This is a genomic window from Devosia sp. RR2S18 (assembly GCF_030177755.1).
GTDB classification, from domain to species: Bacteria; Pseudomonadota; Alphaproteobacteria; order Rhizobiales; family Devosiaceae; genus Devosia; species Devosia rhizosphaerae.
Map to the genome: position 1 here is coordinate 2,177,845 of NZ_CP126539.1, position 18,470 is coordinate 2,196,314.

Here is an 18,470-nt window from a genome sequence, read left to right on the forward strand (position 1 = left end):
CATGTTCGACTTCGTTTTTTGGCTGCTTTCATACGTCGTACCGTTCTTGGCGGTGCTGACCGTGATCGTGTTCGTGCATGAGATGGGCCACTATCTGGTGGCCCGCTGGAACGGCGTAGCCATCCATACCTTCTCGATCGGATTTGGGCGCGAACTCATTGGTTGGAACGACAAGCACGGGACACGTTGGCGGATTTCGGCGGTTCCCCTGGGCGGCTATGTTCGATTCGTCGGCGACATGAACGCGGCGAGCCTTCCTGACCCGGCTGCGGCCGAGAAGGTTGACCCAGCTTTGGCGCCACATCTCTTCGTCAACAAGAACGTCTGGCAACGTATTGCGGTGGTTGCCGCCGGCCCAATCGCCAACGTGCTGCTCACCTTTCTGATCCTGTACGCGCTGTTGTTGGGGTATGGGCGCTATACCGTACCCCCGGTGATTGGTGAGGTACTCCCCGGCTCGGTGGCGGAAGCCGCGGGGCTCGAACCTGGTGACACCATCCAGTCGGTGGACGGCTACGCGGTGCGCGGATTCGAAGACTTCCAGCGCTACGTGGCGACCGCTCCAGAGCGTCAGGTTACGCTCTCTTTGGCTCGCGATGGCGCGACCGAGACGCTAATTCTGGTACCCGAGGCTGTCGAAACCGAAGACAGGTTCGGCAACACGCAGCGCATCGGCCGTATCGGGGTGAGCCGGGATATCGCCGAGGCTGATGTGACGCTCTACCGTCCGGGGCCTGTGGAAGCCGTCGGCATGACCTTCGAGGAGATTCGCTTCATCGTCGAGCGGACGGCAGCCTTTCTGGGGGACTTCTTCGTTGGCCGGGGTGATGTCGAGCAACTTGGGGGACCGGTAAAGGTCGCCAAGGTGTCAGGAGAAGTCGCCACTCTCGGCGTCATAGCGCTGATTAACCTGACGGCGTTGCTGTCGCTCAACATCGGAATCTTCAATCTCCTGCCAATTCCGATGCTCGACGGTGGACATCTCGTGTACTATCTGCTCGAAGCTGTTAGGGGGCGTCCGCTCAGCATGAAAGTTCAGGAGATCGGTTTCCGCTTTGGATTCGCGCTTGTACTGGCTTTGATGGTGTTTACGCTCTTCAATGATACGATCTTCGCTTACTTCGGAATCTTCCGTTAACTCGTTGTTAACTTTGGTTCGCGAGGTGTTGCAGGAATACAAGGGCACCAAGCATTTGCTAACCTCGACGGGGCTTACGCCTTGTCCTTGGTTAAAAAGGCGGTAAAACGGTGCAATGGAGTCTGCTTGGGGGAGCGCTGTGCATGGCGAGACCCCAAGCCTGGTCGCAGAGGCAATAAAAATATGATCGATCCCACCAAGCTGATGCGCGGCGCTGTTTCTGCGCTAGCAATCATGTGCGCGGCTCCGCTCGTCGGGTCAGGTGTTCCGCTGCTCGGCGTTGCTAGTGCCCAGGCTCAGGAGCAGCTGGTCGGCTCGGTGCTGTTCGAGGGTAATCGGCGGTTCTCCGATGCTCAGTTGCTTGAGATGGTGGATATTTCCGCCTCAGGGATTTTCACTCAGCAGCGCTTGGCTGCCGACATTGAGAGCATTCGCCAGGCCTATGATCGTGACGGATTTCTTTCTGTCTCCGTAGCTGCCCGGACCGAGGCGACTGCCGATGGTCGCGTGCGGGTGACTTTTGTGGTGAACGAGGGTGAGAGGGCTGGCATTGCCGCCATCAACTTCACCGGGAATAACTCCATTGATGCGGGCACGCTGAAGAGCGCGCTGTTGACCAAGGAGACTGGCTTCCTGAGCTGGTTGTTCAAGGATGACAGCTACAATGAGCAAAAGCTCGCTGTCGATCGCGAGCGGATTCGCCTCTACTACGCCAATCGGGGTTTTCCTGATGCGCAGGTGACATCGGTCGATCAGTATGACGCCGCCAAGAACGCCTACTTCATCAACTTCACGGTGAATGAAGGCCAGCGCTACGAGTTCGGCAATGTGGGTATCGAGACCAGCATCACTGGTCTCAACACCGACGCGCTGCGTGGCACTGTGCAGACCAATCAGGGTAGCCGCTACTCCGTCAGCGACCTGCAGGAGACCATCGAGGATATGGCCTATCAGGCCACGACTCAGGGCTATTCCTTTGCTGACGTGCGCGCCCGGCTTGATCGTGACGTGGCAACCGGCAGGTTCAACATCACCTACCTCGTTGACGAGGGTGCTCGGGTCTATGTTGAGCGGATCAACATCACCGGTAATACCAAGACGCGCGACTTCGTCATTCGTCGTGAGTTGGAATTTGGTGAAGGCGACCCCTTCAACCGTGCCCTGGTGGTGCGTGGCCGCGAAAACATCAATGACCTCGGGTTCTTCTCGACCGTCGAGATCACGACTGCTCCTGGCTCATCTCCCGATCAGATCGTTCTCAACGTCAATGTGACTGAGACTTCCACCGGTGAATATGGTGCGACGGCCGGTTACTCCACCAGCGACGGTATCCTGGGTGAGGTTTCCCTGACCGAGCGTAACTTCCTCGGTCGTGGCCAGTACCTGCGTGCCGCCATTGGCGCTTCGCAGAACGGCCGCACCTTTGACTTCTCCTTCACCGAACCGCGCTTCATGGGTCTGCGGGTTTCTGCCGGCGTCGATGCCTATCACCGTATCCTCCAGGAAGGCTCCAGCAACTACTATGGCTCGCAGTCGACCGGCGGTCAGCTCCGCTTCGGCGTGCCGATCACTGAAGAACTCAGTGCAACGGTGTTCGCTGGCGGCGAGCGTAAGGTTATTGTGGACGAGGAGGGTCCGCGGTCGCAGTTGGTTAGCGATGATCAGGAGTTCCACAAGGCCTTTGTTGGCTACACGCTGACCTATGCGGGTGTGGACGATGTTCGGAGCCCAACAGAGGGTCTCTACGCGACCTTCAGCCAGCAGTATATTGGTTGGGATCACAACCTGATCCGGACCGAAGCCCGCGCCCGTTACTTCGTGCCTCTTATGGAGGACAGCGGGATTGTCGGTAGCGTCCGGGGTCAAGCGGGTATCGTGAATGCCCTTGATGACTCGGGTGTGCACGCGGTTGAGGCCTTCACGCCAGGTTCGCAGCTTGTTCGTGGTTTTGAAGGTCGCGGGTTTGGTCCGCGCCTTGAGAGTGGCGAGTATCTGGGTGCCACCATGTTCGCCGGTGTTTCTGCCGAAATCGAGTTCCCTCTTCCGGTCTTCCCGGAAAGCTATGGCCTCAGCGGTGCCGTCTGGGCAGACGCTGGTTGGGTGGACGGTTTGCCCAACACTGGTTCGGGCACGTTCGATCCCGACAGCCAAGACCAGCCATGGCGTACCTCCGTTGGCGCCTCGCTGATCTGGGATTCACCGTTCGGCCCGCTACGTGGCGATTTCGCTCACGTGCTCAACAAGTCGACGGATGACCGCACTCAGGTCTTTCAGTTGACCATGCAGACCTTGTTCTAGACGCCAGAGCGTGAAAGAGCTTGTTGAGCCGCGGGGCGGTAGCGCCGCGGCTCAACTATTTGAAATGGCACCATGGTCGATACTCGTTTTCATCGCTTCGCCGGACCTGCCTCTATCAGGGCTATCCTTGATAGCCTGAACCAAGGCGAATTCGCCGCTGACCTCACCAGCCCTGAATGGCTGGTCGAGGGGGCCACAGACCTCGATGTTGCCTGTCCCTATGACATCGCCTTGGCTGCGCACACCAGCTACCTCGAGGAATTGCGCTCAACCTGTGCAGGTGCGGTGATCGTACTGCCGGCCATGCGTGACGCGGTGCCGGCTGACACGATGGCGATTGTCCATCCCAAGCCGCACCATCTGTTTGCCGACATTCTCGACTATCTCTACCCCGCTAGCACCCGCGGCGCGATTGCCGATGCGCGCGAGGATCTTGGCCCACCAGTTTTTGAGCGTGATGTCACCATCGGGTCCAATGTAGTCGTTGGTTGCGGCGTGGAGATTGGCCGCGGCACTGTTGTTGGTGCCAATACGGTGATCGGACCGGGTGTCACGATTGGACGCAACTGTACCATCGCGCCAAACTCCACGATCGACTGCGCCCATATCGGCAATGATGTGGTGATCCACTCCGGCGTCAGGATCGGTACCGAGGGGTTCGGCTGGTTAGACTTCGGTCAAACCAATCGAAAATTGCCGCAGCTAGGGCGGGTGCTTGTGCAAAATGGGGTGGAGATCGGTGCCAACAGCACGATTGATCGTGGCGCACTCGGCGACACAGTAATCGGCGAAGGCACAAAGATCGATAACCTCGTGCAGATCGGCCACAACTGCCGGATCGGGCGCAACTGCCTGATCGCTGCCATGAGCGGACTTTCTGGATCCACAACGCTGGAAGACGGCGTGCTAATGGGCGGTGGGGTAGGCACCTCAGGTCACCTCACCATCGGCGCTGGATCTGTGGTGCATGGGCGCGCCGCTGTCACCAAGAATTGGCCACCAGGGTCGAAGCTTGCCGGAGCTCCGGCACAAGACATACGAGATTTTTGGCGGGAAATGGCCGCCATGCGCAAATTGTCTAAAGGGGAAAAGCGCGGATGAACGACAGCCTTAGCCAAGACACCGAACTCTCGGCCATGAGCCTTGCCGAGATCCTCAAGGCGCTGCCGCATCGCTATCCCTTTCTGATGATCGACAAGATCATCAAGATCAACGGCGACGAGACCGCTGTAGGCATCAAGAACGTCACCTACAACGAGCCTATCTTCCAGGGTCACTTTCCGGGAAACCCTATATTTCCAGGTGTGCTGATCATCGAGGGGATGGCCCAGACCGCCGGCGCGATTGTCATCAAGCACGACGCAAATGAGGGGGGCAAGAACGTCGTTCTGATGCTGGGCGTCGACAAGGCCAAGTTCCGCAAGCCCGCCGGCCCAGGTGACATCATCGAGTTTCACATCGCCAAGATTCAGCGGCGGCGCAATGTCGGCCGCTATGAGGCGAAGGCGATCGTGGACGGCACCATCATTGCCGAGGCTGAGATCACCGCGATGATCGTGAAGGCGGATCAGTGAGCGCTGCGAGCATTCATCCGACGGCAATCGTCGGTAACTCGGCCCGTCTCGGCGAGGGGGTCAAGATCGGTCCCTATTGCATAGTCGGCGACAGAGTCGTTCTAGGCGACGGGGTTGAGCTGGTCTCGCACGTCTCCATTGACGGCAATACCGAAGTTGGCGCCGGCACCCGCATCTTCCCGTTCGCGGCAGTAGGGCACCAGCCGCAGGATCTGAAGTATCACGGCGAAGACTCCCGGCTCGTTATTGGGGAGCGCTGTACCATCCGAGAATCGGTGACAATCAACCCTGGCACCGAAAACGGCGGCATGGTCACTAAGATCGGCAATGATTGTCTGCTGATGGCGAGTTCGCACGTGGCGCATGATGCCGTCCTCGGCAACAACGTCATCATGGCCAACTATGTCGGCATCGCAGGCCACTGCCAGATCGGCGACAATGTGATCTTCGGTGGCACTTGCGTTGTGCATCAGTTCACTCGCATTGGGGCACATGCCTTTGTTGGCGCCCAGTCGATGGTCGATGGGGACGTCATTCCCTACGGGATGGCCGTGGGCAATCGCGCTGTTCTTACCGGGCTCAATTTGGTCGGGCTGCGCCGTCGAAAGTTCGACCGCGAGGCCATCCACCGTCTGCGTGCCGCCTACCGCATGATCTTTGCGAGTGAAGGCACTTTGCGGGAGCGCGTCGATGACGCCGCTGAATTGTTCAAGGCAGATCCACTCGTGCAGGACGTCGTCCGCTTTATCGCCGCAGCGGAGCGCCCGGTTCTGCTGCCGCGCAATGGCCAATTAGCTGAATGATGCCACCGGAGTCCGCTCCGCTAAAGCTCTTTATTCTGGCGGGTGAGCCATCTGGCGACCGCATTGCTGCGGACTTAGTTGTTAGGCTCAAACAGCGTGTTCCTCTCGCTATCAGCGGGGTAGGGGGGCACGATCTCATAGCGGAGGGGCTGAAGCCTCTCTTTCCTATGTCCGATTTGTCGGTCATGGGGATCAGCGACGTACTAAAACGGCTGCCGCTTTTGCTCTGGCGCATTGAGCAGTCCGCGCGTGCGATACGTCGGGGCAATCCTGACATTGTCGTCTTGGTCGATGCGCAGGACTTTTCAGCGTTGCTGGGGCGGCGCCTTCGTTCGCTCGGCTATCGCGGCCGTCTCATCCTCTATGTTGCCCCTTCGGTGTGGGCACGGGCACCGCAACGTGCCGCCAAGCTCAAGCGCTGGTTTGACGAAGTGCTTGCTGTGCTTCCTTTTGAACCTGAGGTGATGGAGCGGCTCGGCGGACCCAAGACCTCCTATGTCGGTCACCCTGCGCTCAAGGAACGCCTGCCGACAAGAACCGCTGCTGCATCCGGGCCGCTGATCCTGCTTCCGGGCAGTCGGGATGGCGAACTGCGCCGGCACTTGCCCCTTTTCAAGCAGGTCGTCGTAGACCTAGCCCGACAGCACGGCATCAAGGAAGTGGTAGTCCCGACATTGCCGCATCTGTTCCAGCGGCTGGAGACAGAAACGGCAGGATGGGCAGTGCCGGTATCAGTGACGGCAAGCCGAGAAGCCAGAGCGGAGCTCTATAGTCGGGCCACGCTGGCGCTCGTCGTCTCGGGCACTGCCACCCTCGAACTCGCCCTTGCCGGCGTTCCAATGGTCGTGAGCTATGTCATGGATGCCCATCAGGCTCGTGCCTTCGAGAAACTCGGCAAGCCTGCGGTGTCTTTGCCCAACATCATTCTTGGCGAGCCGATCGTTCCCGAACTCGTACAGGAACGTGCCAATCACGAGACGGTCCTGGAAGCCCTTCGTGGATTGCTCGAACAAAAAACAGCGCGCCAAAAGCAGGTTGATGCTTTCAGCGCGCTGGGTGATCTGATGGAGAAGGGCACCGGGATGGCACCCCGCCAGGACGCCGCCGAGCGGATCCTGGCGCATTGGCACGAGCTCAGCGGGCGCTGAGCTCGACATAGTCCCGCATGGGCGAGCCATTATAGAGCTGGCGCGGGCGACCGATCTTCTTCTGCGGATCGCCGATCATTTCCTTCCACTGCGAAATCCAGCCGACGGTGCGCGCGACAGCAAAGAGCACGGTGAACATGGAAGTGGGGAATCCGATCGCGTCCAGGATCACGCCCGAATAGAAGTCGACGTTCGGGTAGAGCTTGCGCTCCACGAAGTAGGGATCCTCCAGCGCGATCTTCTCCAGTTCGCGGGCGACCTGAAGCGTCGGGTTGTTCTCGACCCCAAGGATATCGAGGACCTCCCTGGCGGTCTCCTGCATCACCGTGGCGCGCGGGTCGTAGTTCTTGTAGACGCGGTGCCCAAAGCCCATCAGGCGGAATGGGTCGCTCTTGTCCTTGGCCCGGGCAATGAACTCGGGGATCCGGTCGACCGTGCCGATCTCGCGCAGCATGTTGAGCGCTGCCTCGTTGGCGCCACCATGAGCGGGACCCCAGAGGCAAGCCACGCCCGCCGCAATGCAGGCAAACGGGTTGGCGTCCGACGAACCGGAGAGGCGCACTGTCGATGTCGAGGCGTTCTGCTCGTGATCGGCATGGAGCGTGAAGATCAGGTCCATGGCGCGCGCAATGCGCGGATCCACCTTGTATTCTTCAGCGGGCACCGAGAAGCACATGTGGAGGAAATTGCTCGCATAATCGAGGTCGTTACGCGGGTAAACGAAGGGCTGGCCAACCGAATACTTGTACGCCATGGCCGCAATGGTCGGCATCTTGGCGATCATGCGGATCGAGGCGATCTCGCGCTGCTGAGGATCGTTGATGTCGGTAGAGTCATGGTAGAACGCCGCCATGGCTCCTACCACACCGGTCATGATCGCCATCGGGTGCGCGTCACGACGGAAGCCACGGTAGAAATAGTGCATCTGCTCGTGCACCATGGTGTGGCGGGTGACGAGCTGATCGAACTCAGCCAGTTTTTGTTTGGTCGGCAGTTCGCCGTAGAGCAGGAGATAGCAGACCTCGAGATAGCTGCTTTTTTCCGCCAGTTGGTCGATCGGGTAGCCGCGATAGAGCAGTTCGCCCTTGTCCCCGTCGATATAGGTGATGGAGCTGTCGCAGGCTGCCGTTGATGTGAAGCCAGGGTCGTAGGTGAAGAGACCGGTCTTGGCGTAAAGCGACCGGATATCGATCACATCAGGCCCGACGGTGCCGGAGAGCACCGGGAATTCGAACGTCTGGTCTCCGATGACTAGTTTTGCAACTTGGTCGGTCATTCAGCTCTCCTCGAAGGTCCGCAACGCAGCCGAGGAAAGTGGCTGTTGGGACCGGCAGATTTGCATTCGTCTTTGCCCCGGAGAGGTATCAGCTTTGTCCCTCCAGAAGCAACCAATAGGTAAGAAGGACTTACCCTCCTGCGCCACTCAAGCGCCAGTCTGATCAGCCAGCCGCGCCATGGTTTCCTCGCGGCCTATCAACACCATAACTTCGAAAATGCCCGGCGACACAGTTCGCCCCGTCAGGGCTGCGCGGAGCGGTTGAGCCACTTTGCCCAGCTTGAGCCCCTTCGCCTCGGCAAACGTCCGCATGGCGGCATCGATTGCCGGAACATTCCACTCATTCAGTCCGCGAAGTGTCTCGGCGACATCGCCCAAAAGGGATTGCGAGTCGCTGGTCAGCAGGGCTGATGCCGCAGCATCAGCAATGATAGGCCGGACGGCGTAGATGAACTGCGCCAAGTCGATCAGCTCCAGCACCGTCTTGGCGCGCGGCTGCAGTTCGGGGAGGGCGGAAAGCACCGTCTCGCGATTGCCGCGCAGGCCCGCCAAGTCCTCATCGCGACCAAGCTCCTCGGCCGTTGCCACCATCACGTCGTATAGATACTCCGGCTGACTTTCGCGGATATAGTGACCGTTGATGTTCTCGAGCTTGACGAAGTCGAAGCGCGCGGCACCCTTGTTGAGGCCATCAAGGCTGAACCAATCGACCATTTGATCGGTCGAGAAGATTTCGTCGTCGCCATGGCTCCAGCCCAGACGCGCCAAGTAGTTTCGCAGGGCTTCGGGCAGGTAACCCATCTGCCGATACGCTTCGACCCCGAGCGCGCCGTGGCGCTTGGAGAGCTTGGCGCCGTCTGGTCCGTGAATGAGCGGGATGTGCGCCATCTCGGGAATGGTCCACCCCATGGCGTTGTAGATGACAATCTGGCGAGCAGCGTTGGTGAGGTGGTCGTCGCCGCGGATGATGTGAGTGACCCCCATGTCGTGATCGTCCACGACGACTGCATGCATGTAGGTTGGCGTGCCATCTGAGCGGAGGATGATGAAGTCGTCGAGGTTCTCGGCCTTAAAGACGACCTTGCCCTGCACGTGGTCTTCCACGACGATGTCGCCTGAGAGCGGGGCCTTGATGCGGATGACCGGCGCCACTCCTTCTGGTGCTTCGCCCGGGTCGCGGTCGCGCCAAAAGCCGTTGTAGCGCGGCGGCTTGCCGGAAGCGCGCGCTTCCTCGCGCATCTGGTCCAGTTCCGCAGGCGAGCAATAACAGTAGTACGCATGCCCCTTCTTCACGAGTTCATGCGCAATCTCGGCATGCCGGGTTGCGCGTGCGAACTGGCTGATTGGCTCCCCAGACCAATCGAGCCCGAGCCACTTCAATCCGTTGATCAGTGCGGTAACTGCCGCATCGGTGGATCGTTCGCGATCGGTATCCTCGATGCGCAACAGCATCTCCCCGCCCATCTTCTTGGCATAGGCCCAGCTGAATAGGGCCGTGCGGGCACCACCGATGTGCAGGTAGCCGGTGGGCGAGGGGGCGAAGCGGGTAACGACCTGAGACATGGAACCGGGATGCTTGGAGGAAATCGATGCCGTGTGTAGCATAGAGCAGCACGAGCGCAAGGGCGGGGGCCGGGCGGGTGTCGAGCACAGAAACACTCGGCCAGGATAGGAAGGTGACGCCACCACTGCCACCGCATGGTCCTCTGCGGTTGGCCGGGCGAACTCCCACTAATCCGTTTCAATGGACACCATTTGCCACCCTGATGAGAGCCGCAGCGGATGCCGCGGGTGCGCGCCGCGTCTTTGTGCTTGCTCCCTTCGCAACGATTTTGGGACTGACGACATATGCCGGCCTGCCAGGCGAGCCGAGCGGGTGGGCCCTCCTATTCTGTGCTTTGCTTCTCGGCGCTCTCTTCCTACTGCGGCTGCGGCACGGGAGCCTATCAGTAGTGGGCTTGCTGGGCGCCTTTATGTTGGCTTGTGCCTCCTGCCTTTGCATGGGCACTGGCTTGGGACGGCTATGCTCGTGCGGCCGGTCTACGGCCTCTATGAAGCGCGCGTAGATGAAGTGCTCTCCGCGACAGAGCAAGCGCGCCGAGTAGTAGTCTCTGGCCTGGCCCCCGCACCCGGGGAACGCATGCTGGAGATCCGACGCGCCCGCCTAGTGGTCCCTTCGAGCCCTGCAGTCGCCCCGGGCGACCACATTCGTGCATCCTTGCGCCTGGCCCCGGTGGCCGGTCCTGTGCTGCCCGGAACCCATGATGGGCAGTTTCACGCCTGTTTTGATGGTGTCGGCGCTTACGGAACGGTGACGAGCAACTTTGAACTGGTGAGCAGTGGCGGTGCCTCTGACCCCACTCGCATGACCGACGCCACCCGCATGGCGATCGGAAGTCGCATTGACGCCATTCTGGATGATGCATCTGCCGCGATCGGCCGGGCCATGGTCGTTGGCGACCAGAGTGTTATCGCGGACGACACCCGTGATGTCATGGCAGCGTCTGGCCTCGCGCATATTTACTCGATTTCGGGGCTGCACCTGTCCATCGTTGCAGGCGGCATTTATTGGCTGTTGCGGCTCCTGATGGCAGCCGCTCCATCGCTCCCAACGGCTTTGCCGACAAAGAAGCTCGCTGCCCTTGGCGGACTGGTGGCGGCGTTCGGTTACCTCCTTCTCGCCGGCGGTGTCGGCAATGTACCGGCGTTCCGTTCGACCCTGATGCTGGCCCTTGTCTTCGGCGCAGTCCTTGCCGGGAGGCGGGCGCTGACTATGAGGAACGTGGCGTTTGCAGCCCTCGTCATCATTGCTATCGATCCAGCGAGCGTCTTCCGCGCCAGCTTTCAGTTGTCTTTCGCCGCCGTCGTCGCACTTATCGGCGCCTATGAGATGCCAAGGCGCAGTCCCGAGAGGGAGGCGGGCTGGGTCAACCGGCTATGGTCCCTAGTCTGGACGGCAGCGATGACCAGCTTCATCGCCGGAACGGCAACACTCGTGTTCTCTGCCTATCACTTCCAACAGACAGCGCCGCTCGGGGTAGTTGGCAATGTGCTCGTGCTGCCGCTCGTCAGCCTTGTTATTATGCCGTTTGCCGTTCTCTCAGTGCTTATGATGCCACTCGGTCTCGAAGCGCCCTTCGTCTCGATCATGGGCTGGGGCATAGACCGGATGTTCGATTGTGCGGTCTTGGTGGCCGGCTGGAGCAACGGCCTTACCGGTAACCCGCTGCTGACCAGTTCGGCTCTGCTCTTGAGCCTTGGGGCGCTTGCCTGGTTTGCGTATTTTCAGAACTGGTGGCGATTGATCGGCCCGGCACTTGCGGTCCCTTTGATCCTGCTCTTTGCACTAGACAGCCGGCCCGACATTCTTATCGCGGACAGCACCCAAGCCGTAGCGGTACGTGCCGATACAGGGCTGGGGCTTGCGACGGGGCGGACCGGAAGCTTCGCAGTCGACGCCTGGTCCGAGCACTTCCAAGAAGAAATCGCAGCGAGTGCAGACGCGACCACTTGCGACAGCCTGGGTTGCATCGTTCGAACGCCGCGCTTCACGGTGGCTGTCGTCAAGAACGTAGCAGCACTGCCCGATGATTGCGGTGCACATGACCTTTTGATCGCCCGTATCCCAGTTCCGGCGACCTGCACAGGCGGGCAGGTCATCGATGCAGATGACTTGGCTCGAGGCGGTGTTCACTGGTTGCGATGGCAGGACGGGGCAGGGCAGTTCGAAATCCGCCCCGCCATTTCTAATCTCAACCGGCCGTGGCGAGTCGCGCAACCGTGACACCGGCGGCCGGTATGTCGGCGGAGCCAAGCACATAGCCGGTCTCGTCGTCCGCCGGGAATAGCGATGCTGCGCCAGCACCATAGTTCACATAGACCCGGAAACCACCCCGTACCCGGCACCGGACGCCGGCAGGAAGGCTTAGGATCGGCAAGTCAGCCTCAGCGACAAGATGATCGGCTACCCGCTGGATCAACGCGCGATTACCGCTTGCTCCGAGATAGAAGAGGCGGCCCTGCGAAACCAGCACGGGCCAGCCTTTGGCATCTTCGATGATGACTTCGGCGCTGGTCTCGAGCCGTTCTCGCCAGTGATGAACGGCGCCGCCCCCATTCACCTCCACTTCCACGTCAGATGGAATGCTGTCGACCCGCAGAACCTTTACGTCCAGCAGATCGCTGGGCAGGTCCGGTGGCAGGCGAGCGGGAATTGAGAAGTCCTCGGTCTTGGACCCGGAGCGCGGCCCGATCAGCACCCGCCCTTCGAACTCGGATATGGCAGCCCGGAGGGTTTCATTCCAGGCAAACAGCGCCGGTATGGCCAGGATATCATAGCCATCGAAGCTCTTGGTCGAGGGCGGCAGAACGTCGATGTCGATGCCGTGCTTGCGGAACACCGCATAGAGCGCGCGGGCATGGGCGCCGTGGCTGAACCCTTGCGCCTGGGGTTGTATGTCCCAAGCCCACTCGCTTTGGTAGTCATAGACGATCGCAACGCGCCCCTTGCTAGCCTTTCCGGCAAGGCCGGTACTCTCAAGCTCCTCGGCGACTTGCATCGCCTCAAGGAACGCCGGCGCCGGTTCATTATCGGGCCGCAAGAGGCCGGCATGCATCTGCTCCTGCGCAAAGGGGGCCTGCCGCCACCGGAAAAAAGAGACGACTTCCGCACCATGGGCAAATGCCTCCCAGGCCCAAAGCCGCGCCATGCCGGGCAGGGGATCGGGATTGAAATTTCCCCAGTTCACCGGCCCAGGTTGCTGCTCCATGATCCACCAGCGCCCGTGGCCTACGGCTCGATAGAGATCGTGATGGAAAGCGGCGTTGTCGGGGTCGCCCTGGCGAAGATACTGCCGCTTGATCTCCACCGGTTCGTCGCTGACTGCCAGATGACCGATCGGGTAGGAATCCCAGCTCGCGATATCGATGCTCTCGCCGAGGTCGTAATGGTCGAACTCGGTGTACCGGCTCATGAAATTGTGGATGACCGGCAGGTCGGCGCGCCGAGCCTTGAGCACGTCGAACTGCACCTTGTTGAAGGCGCTGACCTGATCCGACGCATAGCGGCGAAAATCCAGATCGTGGACGGGGTTGGGCTCGCAAACAAGGAGGTTGGGTAGTTCGATCTGGTCGAAGCTGTTGTATTCCATGGACCAGAAGGCATTGCCCCAGGCGGCGTTCAGCGCATCCACGGTGCCGTACTTCTCCGCCAGCCAAATGCGGAAGCCGTCCCGAGCCGCCTTGGAGTAGGAATAGGTCGTGCCGTGGCAGCCATATTCGTTATCGGTCTGCCACGCGCCCAAAGCCGAATGGTCGCCGATGGCATTGGCGAGCAGTTGCACGATCCGCCGGCATTCCTCGCGATAGCCGAGATGTGAAAAGTCATAGTGCCGGCGCGAGCCGAAACCCTTCGTTCGCCCCTGCGCATCGACCGGCAGCATGTCGGGATGCTTGTCGATCATCCAGCGCGGCGGCGTTGCGGTCGGGGTGCCGAAAACGACCTTGAGCCCATGCTGTCCAAGCACGTCCATGGCTCGGATGAGCCAATCGAACTGGAGGTTGCCGGGCGTGGGCTCCAGCCGCGACCAGGCGAACTCGCCGATGCGGACCCATTGGATACCCACCTCGGCCATACGGGCGGCGTCACGCTCCCACCAGTCCTCGGGCCAATGTTCGGGATAATAGCAGACGCCGAGGCTGGGTGCGGTCATGATGGTCTCTAGAGTGCGAGGTCGGGTTCGGCGAGGCCGGCGACATCAAGCTTGATGGAGAAGATGCCCCCTGCCGTCGGCTCCTTGGCGAGTTGCTCGGCGCTCATGGTCTTGTTGGCGGTGGTCAGGAACATCGTCTTGAGGTCTGGTCCGCCAAACGCGGGGCAACTGACTTGGCTTACAGGCACTTCGATGGTCCGCTCGATGCTTCCGTCCGGTGCGTGACGAACGACGCAGGCGCCGCCCCATTTGGCGTTCCACAAATAGCCTTCGCTGTCGACGACGGCGCCGTCGGGATAGCCAGGTTCATCCGAAACGTCGGCAAAGAGCTCCCACTCGCCGACGGGCAGACCCGTCTCAGGATCGGTAGCCACCTTGAGGATTTGTTTGGTGGGTGTATCCGTCCAATAGGTGGTGCGGCCATCGGGCGCAAAGCAGGTTGCATTGGGGATGCGGATATCGGTCTTGAGCGGCGTCAGCTTGCCCGATCGGTAGTGATAGAGCGCACCGATGGCACCTTCCTCATTGCCGCGGTCCATGGTGCCGATCCAAAACGCGCCGGAGGGGTGCACGCGGCTGTCGTTGCAGCGTGTTGCTGTCTTGTCCGCCTCGATCGGCATGATGGTCTCGCCCATGCCGTGCTCGAGGTGAAAGCGCTTGAGCCCGGTTTCCGTCACCACCGCCAGATTGTCATGGTCGATGATCGAACCTGCCGCGACGATCTCGGGTAGCTCCCACCGCTGTGCAACTTCACCTTCGGGCGTGGCGGCAAACATCGCCTTGTTGTTGATGTCAAACCAGAACAGCTGCTGTCGCCCTGGGTGCCAGAACGGGCCCTCGCCAAGTGAGCAGCGGCTGTCGATGAGAAGGGATGCTTTTTCGGTCATGCGGTGCTCCCAATGTCATAGGCAGCTACAGCCTTCTGCGCCCGGTCTCCAACCTCGCTGGCGGTGACCCCAGGCTTATAGAGGAAGGTGCCGAGTCCGAAGCCAGTGCAACCAGCTGCGAAGTATTCATGGAAATTGTCCGGGTTCGCTCCCCCCACGGCATAAACCGGCAGTTCGGGAGGCAGCACAGCACGCATGGCCTTTATCCCCTTGGGACCGAGCACCTCAGCGGGGAAGAACTTCAACCCCGTCGCGCCAGCCCGAATGGCAGAGAAGGCGTCGCTGGGGGTAAATACACCCGGGTAGGACAGGAGATTGCGGCGTCTCGTTTCGCCGATCACCTGATCATTTGTATCGGGCGATACGACGAATGTGCCTCCCGCACTGGCGACGGCCTGCACATCCGCCACGCTCAGCACGGTTCCCGCGCCAATCATGGCATCGCCGCCCAGGTGCTCGGCCGCCCGCTCGATGCTGATAAGTGCATCGGGTGAGTTGAGCGGCACCTCGATCATGGTCACGCCTGCGGCAATCAGTTGCTCGCAGACGGGGATAGTTTCTGATGGCGTGATGCCGCGAAGGATAGCAATGAGATGTCTGTGGTTCATCAGATCAATTCCGATCTAGCGGTGCGGTCACGGGCGGCTTTCAATCCCGCGAGTACAATAGTGGTGGCGTCCACGGATTCACCCTTTGCTCCGGCCCACTCCAGCACTTGCGCGTATAGGGCGCAAAGAGCCGGTGAGCCTATGAGCGGTACCGGAGCGGTACCGATCAGCTGCCGATTGGCGCCAATTTCAGCACCGATGAGTAGCCCGGATAGAAAACCGGCGCACCAGTCGGGCTGGCGATCGGACAGCAGCGAACCGGCGCGGATCTCGAACAGCCGCCCAAGCAGCTGACCCGGATTCTTGAGCCCGGCCATCGCGCCTGCCTCGAAGCCTTCCGCGCGTGCTGGGCCGTCGAGATCACCCTGCAAGGAGTGCCGCAGCACTGATTGCGTGCGCAGGACTTCGAACAGCTCTCCGGTCATGGCGGTCGAGAACCGCTCAATCCTTGTGCCATCGAGCACAGCCCATTTGGAGTGAGTGCCGGGCATGCAGACAACGCCCGCGAAGTCCGTGTAAGTGGCCGCGAGGCCAAGCAGCTGTGTCTCTTCACCACGCATGACGTTGTCATTGCCGCCGCGCTGACAGACGCCAGGCAGGATTGCGACTCGATAGCGAGTGTCTGGCATTGCTGGGTATACTGCGCCTGCAGCAAGATCGCGCAGATCGGTAGGTGCCTCCAAATATGGCGCCTCCATCCAACCCTGCCGGGCGCCCGCCATGCCGCAAACCAAGACTTCAGTGGGCTGGCCCTCTTGTCCAGTGTCGGCGAGAAGCTCCATCAGAACACCAGCGAATTGGTCGCGCTGGAGCTTGCCCATGCCTTTGTCGGAGCGGCGCTCAAAAATCACCGAGCCATCGGCAGCGATGCCCCAGACCCTGAGGTTGGATGTGCCCCAGTCCACCGCTATCCAATCCATCTTGGCGCTCAATCTATTCTCCCCGTCCGCCTCGGCGGGCGACACTAGTGACCGAATCTAATTCCAGCCAGCCCCATTCTCCGCCTGCGTCGCGACAGCAAAGGACGGCCGGGTCGACCTGTCTCCTCCTTGAGTAAGGCCCGACGCGCGTTGCGGCAGGTCGCGACGGGTTCTCCACTTCCGATCATTAGTATGATTTTTTCGGTGCCAAGGCATTTAATCTCGGTGCAGCCGTGTTAGAACTGTTCCAACGTTGGCGCTTGCGCCGACGGCCACTCAAGGAAAGATACGACAGATGACGGCAGGTAATGGCAACGGCGCGCCCAAGCAGCTGCGCTCGCGAGCCTGGTTCGACAATCCAGACAATCCCGACATGACCGCGCTTTATCTCGAGCGCTACATGAATTTCGGTGTCTCTCGCGAGGAATTGCAGTCCGGCAAGCCGATCATCGGCATCGCCCAGACAGGCTCGGATCTCAGCCCTTGTAACCGGCACCACATGGTCCTCGCCGAGCGTGTTCGCGAAGGCATTCGCGAGGCCGGCGGCATTGCAATCGAGTTTCCGGTTCATCCGATCCAGGAAACCGGCAAGCGGCCAACTGCCGGGCTCGACCGCAATCTCGCCTATCTTGGCCTCGTTGAAGTGCTTTACGGCTATCCGCTGGATGGTGTGGTGCTCACCATTGGCTGCGACAAGACCACGCCGGCAATGCTGATGGGTGCGGCGACGGTCAACATCCCGGCCATTGCCCTGTCTGTTGGGCCCATGCTCAATGGCTGGCACAAGGGCGAACGCACCGGTTCGGGCACCATCGTGTGGAAAGCTCGCCAGATGATGGCCGCTGGCGAAATCGACTACCCGCAGTTCATCGAACTTGTGGCGTCTTCGGCACCTTCGACCGGCTACTGCAACACCATGGGGACGGCGACCACGATGAACTCGCTGGCCGAGGCGCTCGGCATGCAGCTTCCGGGCTCGGCGGCGATCCCTGCGCCTTACCGCGACCGGCAGGAAATCGCGTACCGCACCGGCAAGCGCATCGTCGACATGGTGCATGAGGACCTCAAGCCCTCCGACATTCTGACCAAGGACAATTTCGTCAACGCCATCGTCGTGAACTCCGCTATTGGCGGCTCGACCAACGCGCCCATCCATATCAACGCGATTGCCAAGCACATCGGCGTCGAGCTCAACATCGATGACTGGCAGGAGCACGGCCACAAGGTGCCGCTGCTGGTCAACCTGCAGCCGGCTGGTGAGTATCTAGGCGAGGACTACTATCACGCCGGCGGCGTTCCGGCCGTCGTAAACGAGCTGATGAAGCAGGGACTGATCCGCGAGGGCGCGCCCACGGTCAACGGCAAGTCCATTGGTGAGAATTGCCGCAGCACGCCCATTCAGGACGACAAGGTCATCCGTCCCTTCGATCAGCCGCTCAAGGGCGAAGCGGGCTTCCTGGTGCTCCGTGGCAATCTGTTCGACAATGCCATCATGAAGACCAGCGTGATCTCGCCCGAATTTAAGGAGCGCTACCTTTCGGACCCGGTGCATCCCGGCATGTTCGAAGGCAAGGCCGTGGTGTTCGACGGGCCTGAGGATTACCACCACCGGATCGATGATCCGTCGCTCGAGATCGACGAGCACACGCTCCTGTTCATGCGCGGCGCGGGGCCCATCGGCTACCCTGGTGCGGCTGAAGTGGTGAACATGCGGCCACCCGATTACCTCATCAAGAAGGGCATCCATTCCCTAGCTTGCATCGGTGATGGTCGTCAGTCGGGTACTTCTGGCTCTCCCTCGATCCTCAACGCTTCGCCAGAAGCGGCAGCTGGCGGCAACCTCGCCATTCTCCAGACTGGCGATCGGGTTCGCATCGATCTCAACAAGGGTGAAGCCGACATCCTGATTTCGGACGAGGAAATCGCGTCCCGCCGTCAGCAACTGGCCGAAACGGGCGGCTACAAATACCCAGCCCATCAGACACCCTGGCAGGAAATCCAGCGCAACATCGTTGGCCAGCTGGGCGAGGGGGCGATTCTCCGAGGCGCTGACAAATATCAGCGGATTGCCCAGACCAACGGCGTCCCTCGCGACAATCACTAGGAA

14 protein-coding genes are annotated in these 18,470 nt (G+C 60.6%); 8 read left to right on the forward strand and 6 right to left on the reverse strand.

Annotated elements, in window-relative coordinates:
• Position 1: 1 nt before the first annotated feature.
• The 6 genes from rseP (at position 2) to QOV41_RS10840 (ending at position 6,961) form a co-directional block, all read left to right on the forward strand.
• Complete coding sequence (rseP, locus tag QOV41_RS10815) at positions 2-1,138, forward strand: RIP metalloprotease RseP (protein ID WP_284576517.1); 1,137 nt, start codon at positions 2-4, stop codon at positions 1,136-1,138.
• Between the two features lie 183 nt (positions 1,139-1,321).
• A complete protein-coding gene (bamA, locus tag QOV41_RS10820) occupies positions 1,322-3,436 on the forward strand; it encodes an outer membrane protein assembly factor BamA (RefSeq protein ID WP_284576519.1) in 2,115 nt (704 codons plus the stop codon).
• A gap of 72 nt (positions 3,437-3,508) precedes the next feature.
• The gene (gene lpxD / locus QOV41_RS10825) at positions 3,509-4,537 is read left to right on the forward strand and encodes a UDP-3-O-(3-hydroxymyristoyl)glucosamine N-acyltransferase (RefSeq protein WP_284576521.1); all 1,029 of its coding nucleotides are present in this window, start codon (positions 3,509-3,511) and stop codon (positions 4,535-4,537) included.
• A complete protein-coding gene (gene fabZ / locus QOV41_RS10830) occupies positions 4,534-5,010 on the forward strand; it encodes a 3-hydroxyacyl-ACP dehydratase FabZ (protein WP_284576522.1) in 477 nt (158 codons plus the stop codon). The genes lpxD and fabZ overlap by 4 nt, the downstream gene beginning before the upstream one ends.
• Positions 5,007-5,813, forward strand: a complete 807-nt coding sequence (gene lpxA / locus QOV41_RS10835) for an acyl-ACP--UDP-N-acetylglucosamine O-acyltransferase (protein WP_284576524.1) — start codon at positions 5,007-5,009, stop codon at positions 5,811-5,813. The genes fabZ and lpxA overlap by 4 nt, the downstream gene beginning before the upstream one ends.
• A complete protein-coding gene (locus QOV41_RS10840; protein WP_284581276.1) occupies positions 5,813-6,961 on the forward strand; it encodes a lipid-A-disaccharide synthase in 1,149 nt (382 codons plus the stop codon). The genes lpxA and QOV41_RS10840 overlap by 1 nt, the downstream gene beginning before the upstream one ends.
• Here the strand turns inward: QOV41_RS10840 and gltA are convergent.
• Both gltA and gltX read right to left on the reverse strand, forming a co-directional pair.
• A complete protein-coding gene (gene gltA, locus QOV41_RS10845) occupies positions 6,948-8,237 on the reverse strand; it encodes a citrate synthase (protein WP_284576526.1) in 1,290 nt (429 codons plus the stop codon). The two genes, QOV41_RS10840 and gltA, sit on opposite strands and share 14 nt — an antisense overlap.
• A 147-nt stretch (positions 8,238-8,384) precedes the next feature.
• The gene (gene gltX / locus QOV41_RS10850; RefSeq protein ID WP_284576528.1) at positions 8,385-9,800 is read right to left on the reverse strand and encodes a glutamate--tRNA ligase; all 1,416 of its coding nucleotides are present in this window, start codon (positions 9,798-9,800) and stop codon (positions 8,385-8,387) included.
• Between the two features lie 460 nt (positions 9,801-10,260).
• On the opposite strand from gltX, the gene QOV41_RS10855 reads away from it, so the two are divergent.
• On the forward strand, positions 10,261-12,021 hold the full coding sequence (locus QOV41_RS10855) for a ComEC/Rec2 family competence protein (protein WP_284576530.1): 1,761 nt from the start codon (positions 10,261-10,263) through the stop codon (positions 12,019-12,021).
• On the opposite strand, the gene QOV41_RS10860 is transcribed toward QOV41_RS10855, so the two are convergent.
• Genes QOV41_RS10860 through QOV41_RS10875 form a run of 4 tightly spaced genes read right to left on the reverse strand, consistent with a single transcriptional unit; the run spans position 11,990 to position 16,375 of the window.
• Entirely contained in the window at positions 11,990-13,948 is a 1,959-nt protein-coding gene (locus QOV41_RS10860; RefSeq protein WP_284576532.1) for a beta-galactosidase, read from the reverse strand. The genes QOV41_RS10855 and QOV41_RS10860 overlap by 32 nt on opposite strands.
• Before the next feature lie 8 nt (positions 13,949-13,956).
• A complete protein-coding gene (locus QOV41_RS10865; protein WP_284576533.1) occupies positions 13,957-14,835 on the reverse strand; it encodes an SMP-30/gluconolactonase/LRE family protein in 879 nt (292 codons plus the stop codon).
• Positions 14,832-15,443: a 2-dehydro-3-deoxy-6-phosphogalactonate aldolase gene (locus tag QOV41_RS10870; RefSeq protein WP_284576535.1), complete on the reverse strand. Its 612-nt coding sequence runs from the start codon at positions 15,441-15,443 to the stop codon at positions 14,832-14,834. Before QOV41_RS10870 ends, QOV41_RS10865 begins: the two co-directional genes overlap by 4 nt.
• Positions 15,443-16,375, reverse strand: a complete 933-nt coding sequence (locus QOV41_RS10875) for a 2-dehydro-3-deoxygalactonokinase (RefSeq protein ID WP_284576536.1) — start codon at positions 16,373-16,375, stop codon at positions 15,443-15,445. Before QOV41_RS10875 ends, QOV41_RS10870 begins: the two co-directional genes overlap by 1 nt.
• A gap of 283 nt (positions 16,376-16,658) precedes the next feature.
• Between QOV41_RS10875 and QOV41_RS10880 the strand changes: the two genes are divergently transcribed.
• Positions 16,659-18,467, forward strand: coding sequence for an IlvD/Edd family dehydratase (locus QOV41_RS10880; protein ID WP_284576538.1), 1,809 nt, complete (start codon positions 16,659-16,661; stop codon positions 18,465-18,467).
• Positions 18,468-18,470: the final 3 nt, after the last annotated feature.